This is a genomic window from Agrobacterium sp. 10T429 (genome assembly GCF_056393925.1).
In genome coordinates this window covers 88,943-111,055 of sequence record NZ_JBFTGV010000014.1, presented here as the reverse complement: position 1 = coordinate 111,055, position 22,113 = coordinate 88,943, and the positions used below count along the sequence as shown (strand labels likewise).

The window sequence follows — 22,113 nt, the reverse complement described above, 5'->3', positions numbered from 1 at the left end:
GCTTCCGCTTCAAGAACAGCTCGGCCCATCAGCCCAAAACATCAAAGGAGAAACGCAGGAGCTTGACCCCGACCAACAACGCGAACGATACCTAAAGGCGGGTCAATTCTCGGTGGAAACGCCGGGTCAGCTCTCAGTGGAAATCAACAAATCCAGACCGGAACTTCCGTTCCAGCCGCTGGAACAGCGCGAATACGCTGGTCTGGGCCCGCGGGCGCCAGGAAGGCGTGTAGTTCCAACACGTCCTGCGGAAAATTGTCTGAAGCGTCCGCTGGCCGGCGCAAGGCGCGCACTGTCAGCTGATCGGTTCCAGGAGCCCGTCCGACGCCAAGATCGATGCGGCCAGGAAAGAGCCTCGCCAAAGTGCCGAACTGCTCGGCGATAACGTAAGGCGCGTGGTTAGGCAGCATAATACCGCCTGCGCCAACGCGGATGGTTTTGGTCCCCTCGGCAATATGGCCGACGACGATTGAAGTAGCGGCGCTTGCGATTCCCGGCATATTATGATGCTCTGCGACCCAGATGCGCTCGTATCCTAGTGCTTCGGCATGTCGTGCAACGTCCCTAGCATTGTTCAGAGCTCCACGGGCGTCTGTATCTCTCGTGACCCGGACCAAGTCCAAAATCGAAAGTTTTACCATTGCGTACTCCTCATTACTAAATTGCGCGTCCCTGACTGGTCAAAACAGGTCGAAGCTCCGACGCAACTTCAAAACTGCTTTCGTGGCTCCGCCACATATGGGATGTTGGCGGACAGAAACTGTTGCTCTGAGCATCAGCGCTTAACGGTTCATGTCTGCTCCTTCGTGACCGAATTATACGACCTTCGGCCAATTGCTGTCCAACAGCAGATCGTCGTTAAGGTCCATGTCGCAGCCCCTCTTGTGAATTTCGGTGCAGACGATCCATCGAAATACCGCCCTGTAGAGTCAGTCGTCACGCGCGGGGACAGCAGGCTCTAGACACCCAAGAAAGCGTTTAACGCAGATAGGCATTCCAAACCGATCGCATTACCTAGGCATCCGGCAAGACTGTTGATCCCGGAGCGCTTTAATCAACATCTCGACGCGTCACCTTGCAGGAGCAATTCCATGTTCGCTATAACCGGGCTGTCTGTAGCGAAAGATTAGCAGTGAAACGAACGCCAATTTCACTAGCATTCCTTTCGTTCAATCTTATAATTCCATAATGACGAATGGAAATCGCTTCGACGGCCTTTTGGAATTTGCCGAAACGGTGCGTACCGGAACCTTCACGGCAGCAGCAGAGGTTCTCGGCGTTACTGCGTCCGCCGTAGGCAAAAGCGTCACGCGGTTGGAAGCCCGCCTCGGGACAAAGCTGCTTCACCGGACGACGAGAAGCCTCAGTCTGACAAACGAAGGGGAGGTCTATTTAGCGACCTGTTTAAGCGTCTTGGATGAACTCGACGGGGCGGAAGGCGCGTTTGCTGTCGGTAGAAGCGTACCAGTCGGGCGCATTCGCGTCGATCTTCCTGGTGCTTTCGGACGGCGCCATGTTTTGCCAATATTGCTCGATTTATCTGAACGTCACGCAAGACTCGATCTCTCAGTCAACTTCTCGGAGAGAACAATCGATATGGTCGCCGAATCGAGTGATCTCGCGGTCAGAATCGGCGATCTCAATGATGACTCCGCTTTGACTGCGCGACGTTTGGGTACGCAACGCCTCGTCGTTTGCGCGGCTCCTAATTACTTGGCCGAGAAGGGCGTACCAGACACTCCCCAGGATTTGCAGCAAAAAGACTGTGTGTTTGGTTGGCGCCGAGGTCAGCAGGGATCGTGGATCTTCAAATCCCGCGAGGGGGTTACGTTTTCTCAGGACATTCGCCTCCGACATGAATTCAGCGATGGAGAAGCCATGGTCGACGCGATCCTTGCAGGCTGCGGGGTCAGCCAGCTGCCTACATGGCTTGTCCACGAGCATCTGCAAAGGGGTACGCTTGTCGAAGTTCTAAAGGACTATGCAGGAGCAGAAATGCCGATCCACGCAATCTGGCCTCAATCCCGCTTCATGAAACCGAAGCTAAGAGTACTGATAGACGCGTTGGTAGATGCCGCCGCACTGCCCAGGTCCGGTTTCCGCCCTTGATACGAGGCGAGCCCAGATCAGGGCCTACATTCACCTTTTTCTGAGCCGGTCCAAGACATTACGCTCGACATTAAAGCGTTTCATGAATGAAAATAGACGATAGGATGAGTAGGAACAGGGGCGCGGACTTCCTGCGGCGCGAGGGTAGATATCGACGCTGCAAGATTAAGGAAACTGCCGCGAAGAAAGATCGCGGCAGTAAAGGTCACAACTCAAAGTCCTTTCACTTCGGTAAGGCGTAGGCGATGATATAATCTCCCCGCTTCGGTGATTGGCGAGCACCACCGGCGGAAATGACCACGAACTGTCGGCCGCTTTCTGGCGAGACATAGCTCATCGGAGTGGCTTGGCCACCAACTGGCAGCTCGCCCTTCCAGAGTTCCTTACCGGACGTTTGATCAAGGGCACGCAGGTAGAAATCCTGTGTCCCGGCGAAGAAGACCAGGCCCGAGCGAGTGGTCATCGGACCACCGAGCGTCGGCATTCCAATCGGGACAGACAGTCCGGTGCCATTGCCGAGATCTTTCACAGTTCCGGCAGGGACCTGCCAGGCGACCTTGCCCGACTTGAGGTCAACACCGCTGATCGTTCCGAAAGGCGGTGTCACGCAAGGCACACCCAACGGAGACATGAAAGGTGAGTTCCTCACCGCATAGGGCGTGCCCTTCATCGGCGAGTATAGATCATGGCCCTGGAAGTTTCCGTTTTTCTCCAGCTCCAGGTCATGCTCTACCAGACGAACGCGTATCGGCAGTCGAATGTCGTTGACGACAAGCAGGCCGGTATCCTCGTTGATGGATGCACTGCCCCAATTCATGCCCCCGTAGTTGCCGGGATTCTGAAGGCTAACGCTGTCCGGCCGCGGAGGCGTGAACTCGCCGTCATAACGCAACGACTTGAACTCGATACGGCACCATAGCTGATCGAACGGGGTAGCGCCCCACATATCCGCCTCGGTCAATGGCCGCGCGCCATTTCCCATAACCGGCATTTCGACCGAATATGGCTGGGTCGGGGAGAGCCGTTCGCCCGGTGCACCATCTTGCGGGGCCTTCTTTTCTTCCACCTTCTTGATGGGTTCCCCGGTTGCTCGGTTCAGCATGAATATCTGACCACGCTTCGTGACTTGAACCAACGCCGGGGTCACTCCGCCGTTTCCATCGGGCATGTCGTAAAGCGCCGGCTGAGCGGGAACATCATAGTCCCAGAGGTCGTGATGGACGGTCTGGAATTTCCAGCGCTCTCGGCCGGTATTGATATCCAATGCCACGACGGACGACGAATATGCGTCATCGAAATCGCGCCGATGCGCACCGTAGTAGTCGGGAGGGGCGTTACCCATCGGCAGATAGACGAGGCCAAGCTTGTCGTCAAAAGCGGGCGTCGACCACATATTCGGCGTCCCTTCTGTATACGTCTGGCCTTCTGCAGGTAACTTAGTAATGTTGGGGTTTCCGAGGTCCCATGCCCAGACGACGTCGCCGGTACGCGCGCTGAAAGCACGGATTACGCCCGAAGGTTCGCCAAGACCGCGATTGTCCCAGACCCAGCCACCAACGATAACTAGGCCACGCGAGACGGTTGGTGCTGAGGTCGGAATGTAGAAGCCTGGGGCACCGGCAGCAATACCGGTCTTGAGGCTGACCGTGCCATTGTCGCCAAAGTCAGCGCAGGATTGGCCCGACTTCGCATCGATCGCAATGAGGCGCCCATCTATGGTCGAGAGGATAATCCGCTGAGCGCAGAGCTGGTCAGCAGATGGCAGCGCCGCGGGGTCCGTCGGGTTGTTTGATGCGACCCTCGCATCGAAGTAGCCTAGGCCACGGCAACGATGCCAGATTGGCGACTGTGCTTTCGGATCAAATTTCCAGCGCTGCTCGCCATTTTCGGCATCGATCGCGAAAACAATGTTATTGGGCGTGCAGGCGTAAACAGTATCGCCGATCTGCAGCGGGGTGTTCTGATCCTCCTGCGGTCCGTCGGCCACATCGCCAGTTCGGAAAGTCCAGGCGACTTTGAGCTGCGACACGTTGTCCTTTGTGATTTGATCAAATGGCGCAAAGCGTGTGCCTGACGCGGTGCGACCGTAGAACTGCCAGTCCTTCGAGCTCTCTTGCAAGGGCGTCGTCTTTGAGAGGTTTGCTGCCACTTCCGCGTTGTAGATCGTCCCATGGGGGAAGAACAGCGAGACGCCGGTGACAACAAGTCCAAGCGCAAAAATTGTAGCACCGGACCAAGATATGTTTCGAACCGTTCGAGGCGCTGCTCGAAACGAAAGCAGTGGGAGAAGCAGAAATACAAAAACCGCTAGAACGCTTGGGGCAACGAGCCTTGGCAAAAGCGGCCAGAACTGAAATCCGGCTTCGGAAAGCGCCCAGATTAGGGTTCCGAAGAATGCGACCGCGTAGATCCAGGCGGCGATCGCTTTTCTCAAGACAAATAGGATTCCGCTGATAATCAGCAGGGTACCGATGACTGCATAATAAGGTGACCCGCCCAACAGGAGCAAGCGAGCACCGCCATATCCAAGAGAGAGTCCGACAATTACAAGGATAGCACCGAATAGCCTAAGGACCACCCGATGCCACGTTTTTTCGAGAGTTAACGTAGCCATTGTACCTGAGCCTTGCCAATTTTAGCATTTGGGCTGCGACTATCGCGTTGGCCAAAACTGGATTTTCTTCATGGACTGAGGTTTTCGCTACGCAACGCAACAGATACGGCGCGCTCGCGCCCAGTGAACCCCTCCCTGGAAGAAAGTCTTTAGAGAGCGGCGCTATTTAAGCGATTTAGGCAAAGCACATTCTGTGCCGGGCAACATCATCATGACCCGGAAGAACTTTCGGCTTACTTGCAGTGTGCTATTGTCGAAGCGGCAGAAAACCCGGTATCAGCTCTACTGGAGCCTTGAGCTTTAAATGACTGCATGGTCATTTAAAGTCAATATTAAAAATGACCGGAGGGCCACTTTTGGTCAAGGAACTCGGACAAAAAACCGTTAGGTCCCGGACACGGGGCCCCAGCATCGAAAAAACCGCAGAGACGCGCGGCCGCTTGATCGAGGCCGCCTTGGCGGTCTTCGTTGAGCATGGCTATGCCAACACCACGATCGCGGACATAGCCAAACGCGCAGGGATCGCCAAAGGAACGCCGTATCGATACTTCACGACGAAGGAGCATCTTTTGGAGGGTGTTCTAGAAGATGTCGTGGTTTCGGCCGTCTCTGACCTCAATAGACTTGCCCCCTCGAACGACGAGACCGTCGAGGCATTTCTTCGTCGAACAGTCCTGCCCTTCATGCGAGAATTCGAAAAATCGGGCCGCGCTGCAATTGCGCGGCTCGTCATTTGTGACGGTGGGGCGTTCCCGAAGTTGGTTGAGATTTACAAGATCAAGGTCTACGAACCCATGATTGATCTCATCCGGCGCTCGGCGGCGCTTGCTCGCGAGAGGGGAGAGATCAGCGATCGCTATCTTGCCGACTGTCCTCACTTGCTTGTTGCTCCGCTTTGGGTCGGGATCGTTCACAACGCTGTACTAAGTCCTGAGTCCCATCTCGACATCGGAGCAATGTTCGAGCTTCAGCTTGATCTGCTGTTCTCATCAGGCAAGCGAACAGACAAACAGCGATGAGGGGTTGGTTCGCCTTTGTTGCAACCAGAGAGGCGATCCGCACATCCAGCAACCGATCATCTCGGTGGCATCAAGCCTTTGTCTTTGCTTCCAGGCAGCCGAAGCTTGGGCCTCCGCATTGGCATTTCGGAAGAGTTCTGCACAATTCGCAGCGGGGATTTGGCTGGAAGACGCAACCACCATCCGACGGTCAGGCTTCGAGCCAATCTTCTTATTTCTGCCGGCGAGCAGGAGAGCATGAATAGCTCGCCGGCATCATGTCCGCCGGACGCAGCACGGTTCATTCAGCGGGTTGCGACACCGCCTTACCGCGTTGCCCCATCACGATCTTGGCAAGGATACTTAGGAACGCAAGCGCGGCAAACAGCGCACCGCTCAGCATGACGGACTGTGGGCCTATCCCGGCGATGAACCATCCCCCAACCATCGCACCAACTGTAATTCCCAGATTTGAGAACGACATATAGAGGCTGTTGGCGAACTCCGGGGCCTCTTTTGCTTCCTCACTTAACCAGTGTTGACTGACGACCAAACCGGACGAATGCAGAATCCCCCAAGGCACGAGTAGTCCCCACATGGCAGCCTGCGAAGCTCCCAACTCGAATATAGCGATATAGATAACGGCGTAAATGACCGGATAAAGCAGAGTCGTGCGCGGTACGTTCCTTTGCAGCATATGGCTATAAAGGAAGTTACCGATGAAGCCGCAAATGCCGAAAACGATGAGCATAATGCTAACAATGTTGGTATCGAACGCAGGCACTTTCCCGAGAAAGTCAGAAATGTAGCTGAATGCCGAAAACATTGCGGCGAATACGAAAACGACGGTGGAAATCGCCATCCAGACCCCGCCAGACTTTAGAATGCCGAACTGGTCACCGTAAGATAGCGATTTAGCGCCGGGGAGCGTCGGAATAAACACGATGATTCCAATCAAAGCCACCGCGTTGACAGCAGCTGCAAAGTAGAACGCAGCAGCAAGGGAGGCATGGTCAGCAATCAAGACGCTGAGTGGAATGCCCAGGACAAGTCCCGCTGCAACGCCGGCGAACACCTTGGCGGCTGCGCCCGCCTTTTTCTCTGAAGGCACCGCATTCGTTGCCACGACCAAGGCCGCGGAAAAGAAAGCCGCATGCACGAACGCGGGAATCACCCGGAAGATCAGCATTAACTCGAAGAAACCAGTAAGAGCGTAGATCATATTGGAGACAACGAAAATCGCCATAATCGACACAAGTACGGTCTTCTTGTTAAACCGAGAGAGAAATAGGGTGACGAACGGTCCAGTGACCGCGACGACCAAGGCATACAAACTGACGAGATAACCCGCCTTTGTTGCATCGACTTTCAGTTGTTGCATGATCTGGGGCAGGAGGCCGATTGTTCCAAGTTCCGTGGTGATGACGCCAAACACCGCGGCGGACAGCGTCCAGATGAGCATCGAATTGTTCTTTTTCATAAGCTATCCTTCCACAAACAGCTCAATGGCTGGTGGTTTGCGAAGTCGACCTTTTTGTAGGCAAGACACCGCCATCGCGTAGCGCTTAGCGGAGTTCGGATTGTTATTTAGGTGATCGCTTCCTGGGGGTGAAGGCCGCCTCTGGATCGACAGTTTGTCCTGTATTTCCAGAATGCAGGATAAAAACCGTCTTTTGTCGAGAGACGAGTACTGGAAAGAACGAAAGATCAAGTTCATTTAATCCACGAGTTCCAGATTGAATGGAATTCTTTCTAACTAATCTGCGCGTACTCAGATCCTTATCTGCATCCTTGGAAAGCGAAGGAGATTGAAGATGAGCATGAGTTGGCAAAACGAAACCAAGTTGCAGACCACATCAGATCCAGCCCTCCATCCTGGCAAAAGGCGCGTTTTCAAAGAGGGCCATCTTACAGTCGGTTTGATCCTCCCGTTAGAAAGCCATCCGGACAATCCCGCACCGACGATGGAAAATCACATTGGGATGGCGCAACTCGCCGAAAGGCACGGTTTCGGAGCACTATGGATGCGAGACGTGCCGTTCTTCGACCCGAACTATGGAGACATCGGCCAGATTTTCGAGCCCCTGGTCTACATCGCGTCGCTCGCTGCAGCGACCGACAGCATCGCGTTGGGCACGGCAGGAATTGTCTTGCCTTTGCGGGAACCAATGATTTTAGCGAAGCAGGTGACTTCGCTTGATCAGCTTTCAGGCGGGAGAATGATACTTGGCCTTTCGTCCGGCGACAGGCCAGCCGAGTATCCATTATTCGATATTGACTTCAACAGCCGCGGGGAGCGGTTCAGAGACGGATATGACGTCTACCGAAAGGTGAGCCAGCAGTCCTTTCCAACTTTCCGATCACCTCGTTTCGGGAAATCGAGCGGCCACCTGGACCTTCTTCCAAAGCCACCTTTCGGCAAGACACCAACAATCGCGGTCGGGCGAGCTCAACAAACCATCGACTGGGTCGCGCGAAATATGGATGGATTGATCGGCGCGTCGCCGACGACGGAAAACCTAGAGCAGTTCGCAAGGGACTGGCACGATCTCGTTCGCTCTACCTGTGGAAAGCAAACATTCAAACCGGTCGGTATTGGTGGCTTTCTCGATCTTGTAGAAGACAAAAACCATCCATTCCAAAAGATGCGCGGTGGTATCAGGATCGGGTCCCGGGCACTTGCCGGTTTCCTCAACTCGGCGCGGGCCGCAGGGGTTAATCACGCTGCACTCAACCCGAAGGTCAGCCGTCGTCCGTATGTAGAGGTGATGGCAGATCTCGCAGAAAACGTACTGCCCTTGTTCCCCTCGATCGTTCCGACGTCGGCTCCCGGCCATACAACCTCTGAATAAGACGCTGTCTCGGTGAGGATGAAGTCGATGTGGGCGAACGACCTATTAGACACCAGATGCCATACGCCATGGCTGATGACGTGAGAGCTAGCTACGCCTTTACGTTATATGGGCTTTAGCTGCTACGTATCTGGTCTCGCGCCAGCCGCCTCAAAGTTCTCGAGGTTCGAGCAGAGGAGATAAATAAAAATTCGTCAATAGCGAACCGTATTTGCATGCACAAATAACTCTGCTAGCCTTCTGACGGGAGGAATAGAGCTCTTTGCAACGGCATCGCGCTCGTAGAATTCCTCAATCGCACTCTGGGAGGGGATGCAATGCGAGATCTAGGCAAACAATTTGTGGTCGCGACGATGGCGGCGGCATTGATGGTAGCAGCGACAAATTCACGATCGACCGCAGCCGAATATGCTGTTTCGGACAAAGGCGCCGACATCACGCCGCTGTGTGGCACCAAGCCCATGAAGGTGGCCCTTGTCGATGGGGTTGGAAGCAATACCTGGCGAAAGATTGCTGTTGCCGAATTCAAGGACGAACTCAGCAAATGCCCGAATGTAACCGACGTCCTATACGCGGACTCGCTCGGAGACCAACAGAAATACAATAGCGACCTGAACAGCATGGCCTCCATGGGCGTGAACGTCCTTGTGACTTTCACTGATTACGGAGATGCCGCGCTGCCGGCCTATCGCTCGGCATTTGATGGGGGATCGACGCTGGTTGTTCCTTACTATTCCAGGGTCTCTGGGACACCGGGTCAAGATTTCAGCGTCAACGTCTATCAGGACCAGTCCTACATCGGCAAACTCTGGGCCGACTGGGTGAACAAGACGCTTAACGGCAAAGGCAACATCGTGATGTTGGGCGGCACGCCCGGCGCGAAGTCGTCCGAGGACTTTTTCAACGGCCTGAAAGAGGGGCTCAAAAAGTATCCTGGGATCAAGATGCTGGATGAAAGCTATATCGTCACGAACTGGAACCCTGCCGACGCGCAGCGAGCAGTGACCGGTCTTATTGCCAAGTATCCGCAGATTGACGCGATCGTTTCGGATTCCGGCATGGCGACGATCGCTGCAACCAAAGCCTATGAGCAGGCTGGCCTTCCAATCCCTCCGGAAGCTACGATCAACGGCATCAATGAAATGGGATGCAGATACGAAGACCTGACGGCCGCCGGAAAGGGATGGAAACATTTTTCCGTCGACGGAGCGACCTCGATGGTTCGATTTGCGGTGCGCGCCGGCGTCGCAGCCTATCAAGGGACGGAGAGCAACGAGCCGACGGTTATTGTACCTTATGTCTATGCCGACACTGAAGCTGGGAAACCACCCCGCTGCAATCGCGGTGCGCCCCCCGGATGCAGACCTCTCGTCGACGCTTTCGGAAGACAAGCTGAAAGCCGTCTTCAACTAGACCTAAACAAAGTCAGCTGCAGTCTTGTAAACCTACCGCGGCTGACCGTACTCTCAACCCGGAGCGGGAAACGGGTCACCGCAGCTGTCGGCGAGCACCTGCTGAACGGTCTTCATAGCGGCTAAGGCGGCGGGGAATCCACAATAGACCGCGGCGTGCATGACGGCTTCTCGGATCTCGGTCGGTGATATTCCGTTGTTCAGGCCGCCAAGGACATGCACTTTAAGCTCGTCCTGCCTATTTAAGGCAATCAGCATTCCAATTGTGAGCAGGGATCGAGAACGCAGGTCCAAGTCCTCTCGCGACCAAATCTGTCCCCAAGCAAAGGATGTCACCAACTCCTGCAATGGCAGAGTGAAGTCATCCGCGTTTTCGTGGGACGTCTGGACCCTCGCCGCACCGACGACAGCGCGCCTTATTCTCAAGCCGACCTCGAAAATACCCTCGGTCATTCTCGACTCTCTCCCTTGCGCCAATCAAAGCCGTTCGACGCACATGGCAACACCCATGCCGCCACCAATGCACAAGGTTGCCAAACCCCTGGACAGTCTACGGCGCCTCAGCTCGAACAGGAGCGTATTGAGCACACGTGCGCCAGAGGCACCAATTGGATGGCCGATGGCGATGGCGCCGCCGTTGACATTGACGATCGACGGATCCCAGCCGAGTTCCTTGTTGACGGCGCAGGCCTGCGCGGCGAACGCCTCATTGGCCTCGACGAGTTCTATATCTTCAATTCTCCAGCCTGCTTTTTGAAGTGCCTTTCGCGAAGCAGGGATCGGGCCCGTTCCCATGATCTGCGGATCGACGCCTGCCGTGGCCCAGGAGACAATACGGGCAAGTGGCTCAATCCCGCGGCGCGAAGCTTCGTCCTCGCTCATCAGCAATGTTGCGGCTGCACCATCATTCAAACCGGAAGCATTGCCTGCCGTTACTGTCCCATCTTTTTCGAACGCAGGGCGCAGTTTCGAAAGCGAATCGAGGGTAGCCTCGTAGCGAATGTATTCGTCTCGATCGATCGTAACCTCTCCCTTGCGTCCCTTCACAACAAAAGGCACGATCTCATCTACGAACCGCCCTGCTATTTGAGCGGCCTCAGCCTTGTTTTGTGATGCAAGAGCGAAATGGTCCTGTTCTTCGCGCGACAACTGCCACTTGTTGGCAATGTTTTCGGCAGTCTTCCCCATATGGTAGCCATAAAAGGCATCGGTCAGGCCGTCCTTGATCATTGTATCGACCATGGTGTAATCACCCATTTTAACGCCACCGCGCAGATGCGCGCAGTGCGGCGCCATCGACATCGATTCCATGCCTCCAGCAACGATGAACTTTGCGTCTCCGGCAGCGATCTGCTGCATGCCAAGGGCGACCGCCCGCAACCCCGAGCCGCACAATTGGTTCACGCTCCAAGCGGTCGCCTCCTGCGGAACACCTGCTTTGATAGCTGCCTGTCGAGCAGGGTTCTGGCCCTCGCCCGCGGCGAGTACTTGCCCGAGGATGACCTCGTCAATCTCGGTGGCATCGACATTGGCGCGTCCGAGCACACCTCTGATAACCGCGGCACCGAGTTCGTGCGCTGGCGTCGCGGCGAAGGCACCATTGAAGGATCCGACGGCTGTGCGCGCCGCACTTGCAATTACGATCGAAGGGCTCGACATTTGCTGGTCTCCTTATTCATACGATGTTTGCTTCGGTCGCTTGCCGCAGGTCGGTTTCCGACACTCCATCGGCTAGTTCGACGATTTTCAGCCCGCCATCAACGACGTCGAGGACGCCGAGATTGGTGATGATCCTATCAACCACGCCGGCACCAGTCAGCGGAAGCGAACATTCGTGTAATAGCTTGCTCTCTCCGTGCTTGGACGTATGTTCCATCACGACGACGACCCTGCCGACGCCGGCTACCAGGTCCATAGCTCCGCCCATGCCCTTGACGAGCTTGCCGGGAATCATCCAGTTGGCAAGGTCACCCTTTTCCGAGACTTCCATGGCTCCGAGGATAGCCATGGCGATCTTGCCACCTCGGATCATGGCGAAGCTTGTGGCGCTGTCAAAATAGCTCGTATGGGGCAATTCGGTAATCGTCTGCTTTCCAGCGTTAATCAGGTCGGCATCCTCTTCTCCTTCGAAGGGGAAGGGCCCCATGCCCAACATGCCGTTTTCCGACTGCAAGGTCACGGAAACGCCGGATGGTATGTAGTTCGAAACCAATGTCGGTATCCCAATACCAAGATTTACGTACCAACCGTCCTGCAGCTCCTTTGCCGCACGGGCAGCCATTTGATTGCGGTCCCACATATTCTTGTCCTTTTATGCGCGCTTGCGGACGGTGCGTTGCTCGATACGATTCTCGTGCTCGCCCTGTATTAGCCGATGAACGTAGATGCCTGGGAGGTGAATCCCGTCCGGATCGAGACTGCCGGCCGGCACAATTTCCTCAACTTCGGCGACGCAAACCCGACCGCAGGTCGCAGCCGGCGGATTAAAATTGCGTGCGGTTTTGCGAAATACGAGATTGCCGGTCGTGTCGGCCTTCCACGCTTTTACGATTGAGAGATCTGCCACGATGCCGCGCTCGAGAATGAAGGTCTCGCCTTCGAACTGCTTGTGTTCCTTACCTTCGGCGATAAGGGTGCCCACGCCGGTGCGGGTATAGAAGCCGGGAATGCCCGCTCCACCCGCCCGCATTCGTTCCGCCAACGTACCTTGCGGATTGAACTCCAGCTCTAGTTCGCCGCTCAGATACTGCCGCATGAATTCGGCATTCTCGCCAACATAGGACGAGATCATTTTTTTGACCTGCCGGGTTTCGAGAAGAACGCCGAGGCCAAATCCGTCAACACCGGCGTTGTTGGAAGCAATCGTCAACTCTCTTGTCCCGGCAGCCCGTACAGCGGCAATGAGGAGCTCGGGAATGCCGCAGAGACCAAATCCGCCTGCTGCTATCGTCATGCCGTCGAAAAGCAATCCTTCTAGTGCCGTTTCGGCTCCGCTGTAGATTTTCTGCACTCTGATCTCCGTCAATTTATCCACTACAAAGCCGAGCGTCCGTGACAGTCCCGGCTGTAGCTCCGACTGTCATTGTTTACTCGTTCGCCCCGGACATGTGGCGGGCAGCGATGTAGCCGAAGGTGATTGCCGGTCCGAGGGTGATGCCGCCGCCGGGATAATTTCCACCCATGATGCTCGCAGCATCGTTGCCGGCGGCGTAGAGACCAGCAATTGGCCGCCCGTCGCCGTTGAGCACTTGAGCGTTCTCGTTGGTCTTCAGGCCAGCATAGGTGCCAAGGTCGCCGACATAGAGCCGAACGGCGTAGAACGGGCCTTTTACGATCGGTGCGACGCAGGGATTGGGCTTGTGCTCTGGATCGCCGAGCGAGCGATTGTAGGCTGTCGACCCCTTATGGAATTCTGGATCCTCGCCCTTTTCCGCATGCTTGTTGAACTCGGAAACAGTGCGTTCCAACTGAACCGGATCAGCCCCCAACTGCTCCGCCAATTCACCGAGAGTTTTGCCACGCACCAGATATCCGTTCTCAATCAGTTTACCGTAGGGAACGGGTGCAGGCTTGGCAAAGCCGAGGCCGTATTTCCTAAAAGTGCGGTGATCGGCGATAAACCAGGCGGCGAGCTCGCCACCTTCCTCGCCACAGCGCTTGATCATGGCCTGGCAGAAATCATGGTAGGAATTGGCCTCGTTGACGAAGCGCCTACCGGACCGCGTGATCGCAATGACCCCCGGCTTGGAACGGTCGACGAAATGCGGAAAGGTCCCGAGCGTTCCGTCAGGCTTGCGCGGCCGGGAAATCGGCACAAGTGCAACCGCGTTTGGAAGGCTCGTATCGACTGTCGCGCCGACCCTTTCGCCCATGCGCAAGCCATCACCAGTATTGCCAGGAGGGGCCGGTGACACATGCTCGTGGCCGGAAGGTGAATGCGGAATGAGTTCCTTGCGGCGCACCGCATCCTGTGGAAAGCCGCCTGCTGCGAGGACAACGCCCTTTGCTGCGAAGACCTCGTATTGCCCGTTGGGGCTGTCCACCCTCGCACCGACGACCCGCCCGCTTTCGTCCTTGATGAGATCTTTGACGGGGCTGGACGTCCAGATCGGCACATCTTTGTCCATGCATGACTTGACCAGCCTACCCACCAGAGCATTGCCGTTCAGGAGGCGCATTGGACGGCCATGAAAGGCCATGTCGCGAACGAATTTGCTGAACAGCTTTGCAACATACCACATAGACACCGGCGATCGGGTGACGTTGAAGAAATGCAGCAATTCCTTGCCGGAACCGATCATCATCCCAAGGAAGGTGATCTCCCACAGAGGCGGACGCAGCCGCTTGATCTCCTTCCCGAGTTCACGACCGTCAAAAGGTTGTGCCACGATAGAGCGCCCGCCCGGCATCCCGCCTGGTGCGTCCGGGTGATAGTCCGAGAAGGTCGGACCGAGGTCAAATTTCAGCGCGGTCTCCCGTTCGAAAAAGTCGACTGCGGCCGGCCCTGCCTGAAGGAAGGCGTCAATTCGTGGTGCATCGAAATGCGTGCCCGTTTCGTGCTGGAGATAGATTCTCGCCTTTTCGGCACTGTCGACGACGCCTGCGCGCTTGGCTGGGGCGTTACCCGGTACCCACATCCATCCCCCAGAGCGAGCGGTCGTGCCACCGAACACCGGTTCCTTTTCGACGACGAGAACTTTAAGCCGGCGGTGCGCTGCTGACACAGCGCTTGCGAGACCACCTGCGCCAGAGCCGACGACAAGAACATCACAATCGTAACGCTTCATGACATAATCCTTCATTACGGAATGCGCTCCCAAGAGCGGCATAAGTAGAATTGCGAGCTGAACGAGAGCAGGCATGGGGGTCAGCCACAGGCCGTGAGGAGGTTAGTCCAGCTCGACATTCGAGATGAACAGCTCTGTTGCGGCTCGGACTGTTAGAGAAGTTTATATACGAGCAGCTGCGACAGTCGGCGGGATCGCTAACCCCAGCGAAGCCCAACTAACCGGCGCCATTGGAGATTGGACCGCAAGCGACCAGTAGCCCGCGCTTTGCGTGAACAAGTTCGCCAAAAGGCCAAGACTTCGCACTATGATAACTCCTCCTGCTTTGACCTGGGTGTCACCTCATGCCAACTCCCCGCGGCGTACTCCCGTCACGCCGCCTCCGGACCGAGGCATCCCCCGGGCCATCCGCGAACACATTCTTTGATAACGAACCGATTTGTCAATAGGAAATTTTTGATTGAGGCCTTACCATGTTGACCGCAGGCGTCAGCTGCGGTTTAAGAGAGGATTGTGGGAGCGAGACAAAAATCTGAGAAAACGGAGACTTAATGGCTAAGGGGGAAGGGCGAGGAATCCAGTCTATCGACATTGGCGGCCGGTTGCTGTCGGTGCTGGTCGATGCAGATGGCCCTATGATGTTGAAGGACCTTGCAGCGATCGCCGACCTCCCGCCGGCGCAAGCTCACGCCTACATTTCAAGTTTTCGCCGTCTTGATTTGATAGAGCAGGACGTTGCCACTGGTCGTTACCAGTTGGGGCCTTTGGCAATCCGGCTAGGGTTGGCGCGTGTGGCCAGCTTCGGGCCGCTACGCGCAGCGCGCGATGCGACGGTTCAACTAGAACTCAAGTTGGGCTTGATGGTGGCTTTGGTCGTATGGGGGGTAGGCGCTCCGACAGCATTACAAGTGCAAACGGGGAATTATCCGCTGAACGTCAACCTACGACCGGGCATGGCGCTACCGGTTCTCGGGTCCGCAGCGGGCCGCGTTTTCGCGGCCTTCGGATGTCCCGCGGGCATAGAGGCCATCATCGAGGACGAGTTTGCCCAGACCCCGGGCGACAAAAAATCTGCAAAGAAGGCCCGCAAGGCATTTGAAGACGAGTTGGAAACAGTTCGTCGAACGGGCTATGCGGTGACCCGAAGTGAGCCCGTTCCAGACATTGACACGATTGCTGCGCCGGTTCGCGGAGCAAACAACGAAGTTATTGCCGTGATCACCGTTGTCGGAAGCTCAGCCAATCTGGACCTTAGTATCCACGGAGCGCCAGTGCTCGCTCTGCTAAAGATCTCCGAAGAATTGTCACAAGGTATCCAGCAATGACCGAAAAGGTTCATCCCCGGAACGGTCTTGACGCCCGTGGTGTTCAGTCGGTTGAAGTCGGCCTCGGAATTCTTTTGCCTTTCCTCGACGCCAAAGACCCCCTCAAACTCCGTGAGGTCGCCGAGAGGGCTGGTGTGCCACCAACAAAGGCGCACGCCTATCTGGTGAGTTTCCGCCGTATGGGTCTGGTCGAGCAGGACGAGGTCAGCGGCCGCTACCGGCTCGGTCCATATGCTTTGCTCCTGGCGATTGGCCGAATGCGAAGTTTTGATGCGATGAAAGCTGCCGCCGTGGCAGTCGAAGCACTGTCAGAAGAAACGGGTCTAACAGTTGCCGTGAGTGTCTGGGGTTCTTTCGGGCCAACGGTGGTCCAGATACGCAAGGGCGTCGATCAGAACTATATCAACACCAACGTTGGGACTGTCTACTCCGTCTCGGGGACAGCGGCTGGTATGGTCTTTGCCGGAAACATGCCAGAAGCGACAATMAGAGCGGCAATCCGAGCAGAGGTTCGAGAGGGAGGAAAGACCCTCCGTGTCGGCAAAACGCGAGCCTATTCTGACATTGTCGATGAAATCGAACTTGTGAAGAACCGCGGATTTGCGACCATTTTCCCACGACCAGTTCCTGGAATTTCCGCTGTCGGCGCGCCGGTCATCGATCATACGGAGCAGGTGCAGATGGCCGTAACCCTGATAGGGCCGGAAAGCCATCTCGACATTGACCCGAATGGTGCGACTGTAAAAAAGCTCCTGGCGGTCACCAAACGACTGTCCTTCGAACATGGCTATGTATCCCCACGATAACGTGGCCGACGGTCGGAATCGGTTATTTGCATTCAAGGCAAGCTCTTGGCCGATTCAAGCGGTTTCCCAAACAGAATGGCGCATAATCCGTTATTGACACATCGATTTGTTTTAGGCAAATGTGCTGACCGGTGTCAACGCGACCTTCGCGCTCGCCGGATGGACATGGGAGATGTCCTAATTCAAGGAGGAGTTACAATGATTGTTCGTTTCGGCCTGTTGACACGGCGCGAGGATCTATCGACCGAGGCCTTCGGCACATATTGGCGCGGCAACCACGCTGACGTCGTTAAAGCGACCATGCCGAACCTGCGGGGCTACATTCAGAACCATGTGGTCGATCGCAGCCAGAAAGGCATTGATTACAAGCGAATCTCGATCGAAATTGATGGGATGGCGCAATTGTTTTTCAATTCCCTTGCAGACACACGCAGCTTTTCAGACCCGGCAAAAATTAAAACACTTCAGGATGATGAACAGAATTTCCTGGGTGGCATCGCAATTCTGACCGCCTTCCAGAATGTCGTGGTCACGCCTCCTACCAAAGGGAAATTTGCCAAGCGCATGTCCCTGATACGCAAGCGCCCTGATGTGACAATGGAGCAATTTCAGGACGAATGGTTTAATATGCATCCGGTCCTCGTCAAACGTCTGCCCGGTCTTCTCGGTTACCGGCAAAATATCGTCATCGATCGGCAAAAAGACCGCCTTAAGGCCGATGAAAACGGCGATGATATTCAGGTGGATGGTGTGGTCGAGCTATGGTTCGAAAGCGCAGCAGCAACGGAGGAAGCTTTCCGCTCACCTCGCGGGCTCACGGCGATGAGCCACGCGCAGGAATTCCTGGGTGAGATTTCCACCTACATGGTGGATGTGACCGAAGTCATCGCCGAACCCCAGGTCTGAGCCTTCAACGGCAAGTTGGACAACCCGCCAAAAAACATTGGCTGGAGTCTCCGTCGTTTCAATGGAGGAGATCGCCTTGGACTGGCTATTCTACATTGTCGCCACTCTGGCGGTAATCATTCTCGGTTTATCAAAAGGCGGTTTCGCAGGCATTGGCATGATTAGTACGCCGATGTTGGCGCTCGTCGTCGGCCCCGTCAGTGCAGCCGGTTTCATCTTTCCTATCCTGATCATTCAGGATGCGGTCGCCGTTTGGATGTACAAGCGCGAATGGAACCGGCAGATCGTTTCGATCATGGTGCCGGGCGCAGCTATTGGCGTATGGCTGGCATACGAGCTTGCTTCGACCGTCCCCGAATGGATCGTTCAAATTTCGCTCGGGGTCATCTCGCTGGTTTTTGCTTCACGCCAACTCCTTCTTTCGTTGAAAAAAACCCAAGAGATCGGTCGGCCACCCGTGAAGGCTCTGGGCCTGTTGAGCGGCATGGGCGCCGGTTTCACGAGCATGATAGCCCATGCCGGCACGCCGCCATTCCAGCTCTATGTTGTGCCGCAAAAGCTCAGTCGGGATGCCTATATAGGCACGAGCGTCATTTTTTTCGCGCTGCTCAACCTGATGAAACTGCCGGCGTTCGCTTTGCTCGGGCAGCTCAGTCCCCACCACCTGATGGCAGCATTTATCTTCGCTCCAGTTGCCGTGGCATCGAGCTGGCTTGGCGTTCAACTGGTGCGCAGGGTCGACGTCATCCGCTTCAATATGATCATCACCATAATCCTGATCGGCGTAAGCGTGACCCTGATTGGTCAAGGCATGCTTGGGCGATAGACCATTCGCGAGCATCGATTGGGATTTGAACATCTCGCTGATCGCTACGACGGATCAAAGATTTTCCCAGTAAGGAGGAGAACCGATTTGTTCGATGAGAAAATCGGACACCTCGCGCACCTTCCGTGAGCGAATTCGGTTGCCTGGCGAGAGTAGCTGCACATGCATCTGTTCTGCTGAAGCAGATATGTCCCAGTCAGAGAGCAGCGTTACTAGGCGACCATCCCTGAAGCTGGATGGGTCGAACAGCCAACTGGGAAAAAGAACGATACCTTGAGACGCGATTGCTGCGGCAACCAATACCTCCGCATTATTGCTTCTGAGAGGGCCACTCACCTCAAGTGATTTGAAGTCGCCTTCGGTCGGGCGCTTGAAATACCAGCGCTGAGCACCTTGTTCGCCTTTATAGAGCAGACAACTGTGGTCACGCAGATCGTCAGGTACCTGTGGCACGCCGCTAGCGCGCAGATATTCAGGGCTTGCCGCAAGTACATATCGCTGGCCACTAACAGTGCGACCAAGCAGACCGGAGTCTATGACCCGTCCTACACGTACGGTGATGTCAACCCGTTCCTGGACCGGGTCAACGAATGCGTCGGTGAGGGTAAGCTCCAGTATGAGGTCGGGGTACTTTTCCTGCAAGCGGGCAAGCAGGGGTGCTATATGAAGTCGGCCGAGCGCAACGGGCGCATTAATCCTGACCACTCCCTTCAATCCTACATCGCGTTGGGTGAGGTCTTCGGCAGCAGTATCAAGCAGCTCAATGGCTTCTTGTACTTGAAGGTAGAAGCGCTCACCCTCGTCCGTCAGTCTCACTGCGCGAGTGCTACGGTAGAATAGCTGACGGCCAAGCTCTTTTTCCAAAGCTGATATGAAGCGTGAAACGGAGGATGCTGGCACTTCGAAGTGCCTGGAGGTAGCAAGGAAGCTGCCGTTTGCCGCTACAGCGAGAAAGTAGCGCAACGCCTGAAGCTGCATAACGTMCCTCCTTTGATCTGCACGCAGTGCCAGATAATTGCTATTCAAGCAATTCTTATTTGAAGATTGCAGCTATTGTTGCATTAATTGCAGGTGGCTACCTAGGTTCAGTAAATTTGTTTTTCAGCCTTATGGAGCGCCATTTCATGACAGAGTTGTTCAAACCGTTCGACCTCGCAAGGCTTACCCTGCGAAATCGCATTGTGATGGCGCCGATGACCCGTGCGCGAGCGACCAACGATGCGGCTGATGTGCTGACGGCGCTCTACTACGCGCAACGTGCGACTGCAGGCCTTATCGTAAGCGAAGGCACATCGATCTCAAGAGAAGGGCAGGGCTATCTTTTCAACCCTGCCATCTACACTGCGCAGCAAGTCGCAGGGTGGAAGCTGGTCACTGACTCGGTCCATGCAGTGGGCGGGCACATTTTTGCGCAGCTATGGCACGTCGGTCGTGTCTCGCATCCCTCAATTCAAGAAAACGGAGAGCTGCCGGTAAGCCCGAGTTCAAAAAAGGCAGAGGGTGCGAGGGCCTACGGCTACAACGAGCGAGGTGAACCTGACCAAGTCGAGCCTCCAGCACCCCGTCAACTTGCCACCGAAGAGGTTGAACGTATCGTAAATGATTTCGCCCAAGCCGCATCCAACGCCGTCGAAGCCGGGTTCGATGGCGTCGAGATTCATGGAGCAAATGGCTACCTCCATGAGCAGTTTTTGAACCCTAAAGTGAACGATCGCACAGACAAATATTCGGCGGACCAGTTAGACAACAGGCTACGTTTCACGCTGGAAGTAATCGATGCTGTGGTTGCTCGCATCGGAGCTCACAGGGTAGGCATCCGAGTTTCACCTTACGGTCAACTCTTCGACATGCCGCTTTACGATGAAATAGATGAAACTTATCTCGCGTTATCCCGTGAGATTGCAGAGCGGAAACTGGCCTATGTGCATGTGATGAACCAAGATAGCTTCGAGCGGATTGATCGTGGCGTCCAAGGCTTCGCAAATGGCGGGCTATTTTCCTTGCTCAGGAAGATCAAGTCAGAGCTGACAGACACGGCGCTGATATTGACAGGGGGACTTACACACGCGCGAGCTGAAGAGTTCCTTTCCGATGGTCTGATCGACCTGGCCGGCTTTGGACACGCGTTCATCAGTAATCCCGATCTTGTTTCACGGCTGGAGCATGGCTGGGCACTTGCGCCGGCTGATCGCGCGACTTTTTATGGCGGTAATGCCAAAGGCTACATCGACTATCCGCCGTATCGCCCATAGTTCACTGCTTGCATGTGACGTTGTGACGATGTTGAGCGTAGCCGTGACGCCATACCTATGGGGGAAGTCATCGCCGTTTCAATATCTGGCTCTCCGCAGGCTTGTAGGGCCCGGAGAGCGGTCGGCACGAGCGAAACGGTGGCTTGATGACTTAAGCATTTCTGGCGCGCTTGCTGTCTTCCGACAAAGGTTCGACTGCGCGCTCTAGTCGAAGCAATCATGCCCATCCCGATGCCTTCCCAGTGCAGCGATCAGAGCTGGTTCCAAGGAGGCTGCGGTATGAACCTGGCGACGAGTTCGTCAATTACCACGCGTACTTTAGGTGCGACGAGCCGCGACCTTGGCCAAATGACATGAATGGGAAAGCCGCGTGTTTGGACTCCCGGAAGAATCTGTCGCAGCCGGCCTTCACGAAGATGGTCGGCGATGAGCCAAGTCGCTAGCTGAGCGATGCCCTGTCCTGCAATAGCCGCTGCGCATATCGCGTCAGAATCGTTGCTAGTGATGCGACCAGTGACCGGACGTGCAATCAATCCACCGCCCTCATCCGCAAACCACCAGGGCAATGGTTGCCGGCCGCTCGCAAAAACAATGCAATCGTGCTCTGCAAGTGCTTCGATCGACTGAGGAGATCCTTTACGCTCGATATAGGCTGGTGACGCGCACAGAATGGATTCCTGGATACCGAGTTGGCGGGCAATCAGTGTCGAACTGTCCTCCAGATCGCCGATGCGTACCACAAGATCGACCCCATCTTCGACGGGGTCTATGCGTCGGTCAGTGAATTTGATCTCAAGCGAGAGGTCATGATGGCGAGCCGCTATGTCAAGGAGAACCGGCAGCAACCAGCGACGGCCAAAAACCACTGGAAGATCAATCCGCAAAGAGCCACGCGGTGGCAGATGATGAGACGACAACGCGTCCTGCGCGCCTTCCAATTCTCCCAGTATTCGCGAACACGTCTCGTAAAATGCCTGCCCATCGGCCGTCAGCGCGAAGCGGCGAGTCGTTCGGTTGAACAGGCGTACACCCAAACGCTCTTCAAGCCGCATGACCGTCTTTGCCACTCCGGATTTCGACAGCCCCAGCCGTAAGGCGGCTTGCGTGAAACCGCCTGCGTCGGCAGCTTGAACAAACACAGATATACCTTTGAGATGGTCCTCGGCGATCATGCAAAACCCGATTGACGAACTGGTGTCGTCTTAGTTGAGAGGTCTTGGTACTTT

Annotated in this window: 18 protein-coding genes and 1 pseudogene; 9 read left to right on the top strand and 10 right to left on the bottom strand. The window is 55.6% G+C overall.

All coding sequences use genetic code 11. The features are described 5' to 3' along the window. Positions 1–149: 149 nt before the first annotated feature. Positions 150–641, bottom strand: a pseudogene (locus tag AC1DCP_RS24715) (MsnO8 family LLM class oxidoreductase); the annotation flags it as partial. Between the two features lie 547 nt (positions 642–1,188). Between AC1DCP_RS24715 and AC1DCP_RS24710 the strand changes: the two are divergent. Continuing rightward, positions 1,189–2,109: a LysR family transcriptional regulator gene (locus AC1DCP_RS24710; RefSeq protein WP_441360473.1), complete on the top strand. Its 921-nt coding sequence runs from the start codon at positions 1,189–1,191 to the stop codon at positions 2,107–2,109. 223 nt (positions 2,110–2,332) lie between these two features. Here the strand turns inward: AC1DCP_RS24710 and AC1DCP_RS24705 are convergent, their stop codons facing one another. Further along, positions 2,333–4,723, bottom strand: coding sequence for a membrane-bound PQQ-dependent dehydrogenase, glucose/quinate/shikimate family (locus tag AC1DCP_RS24705; protein WP_441360472.1), 2,391 nt, complete (start codon positions 4,721–4,723; stop codon positions 2,333–2,335). Between the two features lie 356 nt (positions 4,724–5,079). Between AC1DCP_RS24705 and AC1DCP_RS24700 the strand changes: the two genes are divergently transcribed. Beyond that, positions 5,080–5,742 carry a TetR/AcrR family transcriptional regulator gene (locus AC1DCP_RS24700; protein ID WP_441360471.1) on the top strand — a complete coding sequence of 221 codons (663 nt, stop codon included), beginning with the start codon at positions 5,080–5,082 and terminating at the stop codon, positions 5,740–5,742. 280 nt (positions 5,743–6,022) lie between these two features. Here AC1DCP_RS24700 and AC1DCP_RS24695 read toward each other — a convergent pair whose 3' ends face one another. Continuing rightward, positions 6,023–7,201, bottom strand: coding sequence for an MFS transporter (locus AC1DCP_RS24695; RefSeq protein ID WP_476774741.1), 1,179 nt, complete (start codon positions 7,199–7,201; stop codon positions 6,023–6,025). 334 nt (positions 7,202–7,535) lie between these two features. On the opposite strand from AC1DCP_RS24695, the gene AC1DCP_RS24690 reads away from it, so the two are divergent. Together AC1DCP_RS24690 and AC1DCP_RS24685 are read left to right on the top strand one after the other, a co-directional pair. After that, complete coding sequence (locus AC1DCP_RS24690) at positions 7,536–8,573, top strand: LLM class oxidoreductase (RefSeq protein ID WP_441360469.1); 1,038 nt, start codon at positions 7,536–7,538, stop codon at positions 8,571–8,573. Between the two features lie 317 nt (positions 8,574–8,890). After that, on the top strand, positions 8,891–10,111 hold the full coding sequence (locus AC1DCP_RS24685; protein WP_476774740.1) for a substrate-binding domain-containing protein: 1,221 nt from the start codon (positions 8,891–8,893) through the stop codon (positions 10,109–10,111). On the opposite strand, the gene AC1DCP_RS24680 is transcribed toward AC1DCP_RS24685, so the two are convergent. From AC1DCP_RS24680 to AC1DCP_RS24660, 5 genes are all read right to left on the bottom strand, one after another. Beyond that, a complete protein-coding gene (locus tag AC1DCP_RS24680) occupies positions 10,040–10,438 on the bottom strand; it encodes a carboxymuconolactone decarboxylase family protein (RefSeq protein ID WP_476774739.1) in 399 nt (132 codons plus the stop codon). The genes AC1DCP_RS24685 and AC1DCP_RS24680 overlap by 72 nt on opposite strands. A 24-nt stretch (positions 10,439–10,462) precedes the next feature. After that, positions 10,463–11,644 (bottom strand): acetyl-CoA C-acetyltransferase, encoded by a 1,182-nt coding sequence (locus AC1DCP_RS24675; RefSeq protein WP_441360466.1) that lies wholly within the window; start codon positions 11,642–11,644, stop codon positions 10,463–10,465. 16 nt (positions 11,645–11,660) lie between these two features. Beyond that, the gene (locus AC1DCP_RS24670; protein WP_441360465.1) at positions 11,661–12,284 is read right to left on the bottom strand and encodes a 3-oxoacid CoA-transferase subunit B; all 624 of its coding nucleotides are present in this window, start codon (positions 12,282–12,284) and stop codon (positions 11,661–11,663) included. Between the two features lie 12 nt (positions 12,285–12,296). Continuing rightward, positions 12,297–12,995, bottom strand: a complete 699-nt coding sequence (locus tag AC1DCP_RS24665; protein WP_441360464.1) for a CoA transferase subunit A — start codon at positions 12,993–12,995, stop codon at positions 12,297–12,299. Between the two features lie 76 nt (positions 12,996–13,071). Continuing rightward, entirely contained in the window at positions 13,072–14,787 is a 1,716-nt protein-coding gene (locus AC1DCP_RS24660; RefSeq protein ID WP_441360463.1) for an FAD-dependent oxidoreductase, read from the bottom strand. Between the two features lie 536 nt (positions 14,788–15,323). Here AC1DCP_RS24660 and AC1DCP_RS24655 point away from each other — a divergent pair. The 4 genes from AC1DCP_RS24655 (at position 15,324) to AC1DCP_RS24640 (ending at position 18,635) form a co-directional block, all read left to right on the top strand. Next, positions 15,324–16,097: an IclR family transcriptional regulator gene (locus tag AC1DCP_RS24655; protein WP_441360462.1), complete on the top strand. Its 774-nt coding sequence runs from the start codon at positions 15,324–15,326 to the stop codon at positions 16,095–16,097. After that, the gene (locus AC1DCP_RS24650; protein ID WP_441360461.1) at positions 16,094–16,903 is read left to right on the top strand and encodes an IclR family transcriptional regulator; all 810 of its coding nucleotides are present in this window, start codon (positions 16,094–16,096) and stop codon (positions 16,901–16,903) included. Before AC1DCP_RS24655 ends, AC1DCP_RS24650 begins: the two co-directional genes overlap by 4 nt. Positions 16,904–17,101: 198 nt before the next feature. Next, positions 17,102–17,809, top strand: a complete 708-nt coding sequence (locus AC1DCP_RS24645; protein WP_476764374.1) for an EthD domain-containing protein — start codon at positions 17,102–17,104, stop codon at positions 17,807–17,809. 61 nt (positions 17,810–17,870) lie between these two features. Beyond that, complete coding sequence (locus AC1DCP_RS24640; RefSeq protein WP_476774738.1) at positions 17,871–18,635, top strand: sulfite exporter TauE/SafE family protein; 765 nt, start codon at positions 17,871–17,873, stop codon at positions 18,633–18,635. A gap of 54 nt (positions 18,636–18,689) precedes the next feature. Here the strand turns inward: AC1DCP_RS24640 and AC1DCP_RS24635 are convergent, their stop codons facing one another. Further along, positions 18,690–19,613: a LysR family transcriptional regulator gene (locus AC1DCP_RS24635; RefSeq protein WP_441360458.1), complete on the bottom strand. Its 924-nt coding sequence runs from the start codon at positions 19,611–19,613 to the stop codon at positions 18,690–18,692. Between the two features lie 59 nt (positions 19,614–19,672). Here AC1DCP_RS24635 and AC1DCP_RS24630 point away from each other — a divergent pair, with 59 nt between their 5' ends. Next, a complete protein-coding gene (locus AC1DCP_RS24630) occupies positions 19,673–20,887 on the top strand; it encodes an alkene reductase (protein WP_441360457.1) in 1,215 nt (404 codons plus the stop codon). Between the two features lie 251 nt (positions 20,888–21,138). Here the strand turns inward: AC1DCP_RS24630 and AC1DCP_RS24625 are convergent, their stop codons facing one another. Further along, positions 21,139–22,059, bottom strand: coding sequence for a LysR family transcriptional regulator (locus tag AC1DCP_RS24625; RefSeq protein WP_441360456.1), 921 nt, complete (start codon positions 22,057–22,059; stop codon positions 21,139–21,141). Between the last annotated feature and the right edge of the window lie 54 nt (positions 22,060–22,113).